The 1587-nt window shown below is 30.6% G+C and carries 3 protein-coding genes and 1 tRNA gene; 3 read left to right on the forward strand and 1 reads right to left on the reverse strand.

The annotated features are described in order from the left end of the window. From AC1UFB_RS20220 to AC1UFB_RS20230, 3 genes are all read left to right on the forward strand, one after another. The coding region (locus AC1UFB_RS20220; RefSeq protein ID WP_482589941.1) for a YolD-like family protein at window positions 1–150 on the forward strand (150 nt) is incomplete at its 5' end. A 134-nt stretch (window positions 151–284) separates the two neighbouring features. Continuing rightward, window positions 285–422, forward strand: a complete 138-nt coding sequence (locus tag AC1UFB_RS20225) for a hypothetical protein (RefSeq protein WP_326046410.1) — start codon at window positions 285–287, stop codon at window positions 420–422. A 567-nt stretch (window positions 423–989) separates the two neighbouring features. Continuing rightward, window positions 990–1061 (forward strand) — tRNA-Cys (locus AC1UFB_RS20230). Window positions 1062–1130: 69 nt separating this feature from the next. Here the strand turns inward: AC1UFB_RS20230 and AC1UFB_RS20235 are convergent. Continuing rightward, entirely contained in the window at window positions 1131–1400 is a 270-nt protein-coding gene (locus tag AC1UFB_RS20235; protein ID WP_482589939.1) for a YesK family protein, read from the reverse strand. Window positions 1401–1587: the final 187 nt, after the last annotated feature.

Raw genomic sequence — 1587 nt, forward strand, 5'->3', positions numbered from 1 at the left:
ATTACGGTTAAGTATTATGAAAATGGGTCATTACAAACGTATAAAGGCCGTGTTTATAATCTTAATCTCCATGAACAGACCCTGTCTTTAAAAGATGAAAAACAAAATATTTTCTTTATTCGTTTATCCGGTATTGAAGACATTTATTAGTTTTCTTTAGTTGGTTTAAAATTAGTGAAGAATTTTCTCTGTTTTTTATGATAAATGGTCACTTGGTATCTATAAGAGATTTCTAGTTAGGGGGCCATAAAGATATAAAAGTGAAATAAAAAGGGGGAGGAATGATGAGAGGAAACAAACAAATATGGTCTGATTTTATTGAGGAGGACCGATTTGAACTATATTCGTACCTTACCTATTTATTTAAACAATGTCACGATGAAAACCTAAGACAGTTAGAAGATGAAAATATAGAAGAATAAACCTATAAATAAAGCAAACTGGAAGGACCAAAGCACTCTGTTGTAAATGCTTATTTCTCTGAACTTATTTCTAAAAGAAGTGAAGGTGGCATTTGGACAAGTATTTATCCAAACTGCGATGCTCAATACACAATAGAAGCCATATCCTTATTGAGGTCCCACCAACGAAACGCTGAAAACATACGCTAAGGAATTGTTCAGAAAATCTTGAGTTGGTGAACACCTTGTCATTAAAGGATTTATAAGTGTTTCTTCCCTTCGGAAGTGTCCATTAACTCGTTCAATAATCAATGTTCAATAATTATTAAAATATTAAGTTTGTGAACGAATTTAATGTCTAAACGTATAAAAGGCCGTAATTTACTTATCGAAATCTGCTTAGCGTATGTTTTCCGCTAAATGTTGGTGAGACCCCTTATTGTCAAAAAAAGATGTCTTGTTGTGAATTCGATGCTGGTTGTTTAGCTTCATACAAAGTTCTAAGTAGTGGAGCAACAGTTTATGAGGGTTGTGGATGTAGGTACTAAGAAAAATCAAATTGATTTTTAAGTAATTATTATTTCATATGGTGACATAGCCAAGTGGTAAAGGCAAAGGTCTGCAAAACCTTTATCGTCGGTTCAAATCCGACTGTCACCTTATATATATAATTAATATAAAAAATTAACCTCCCTAAATTTATTTAAAAGGGAGGTTAATTTTTAAGAATTATCCTGTATGTTTAGGTTTTCTACCAATAATTAAAGCTACGAAGGCAAATACAATCAAGAAAAATGAAAGTATTCCATAAGCAATACCTTCAAAACCTCTAATATTTACAAAACCAATGTAAAATAAGACAATAGCTCCTACTATACCAATAATTCCTGGCGCAAGTCTAACAGAAAAAGAAAAGTTTTTCTTTTTAAACCACCAGGTTAATAATAAAATAATAATACCAGGTACAATAGATGCTAAAAATGGTGCAAAAAGCATCATTTATTTCATCTCCTTTTTGAATTATATATTCAATTAGTATCTCTTTATAGTGATAATTTTTGGTATATGATTCATATTTAGTTAAATATAACAATAAATGATACTTTATTCTATATTAAGGGGTCTCGCCAACATTTCGGAAATTTTGTACGGTAAGCAGATAAAACTATAAAAATTGCCTATTATG

This window comes from Priestia sp. KCTC 13724, assembly GCF_056820425.1.

Coding starts and splice junctions, on each gene's coding strand:
- AC1UFB_RS20225 (WP_326046410.1), top strand. CDS start 285: ATGAGAGGAAACAAACAAATATGGTCTGATTTTATTGAGGAGGACCGA.
- AC1UFB_RS20235 (WP_482589939.1), bottom strand. CDS start 1,400: ATGATGCTTTTTGCACCATTTTTAGCATCTATTGTACCTGGTATTATT.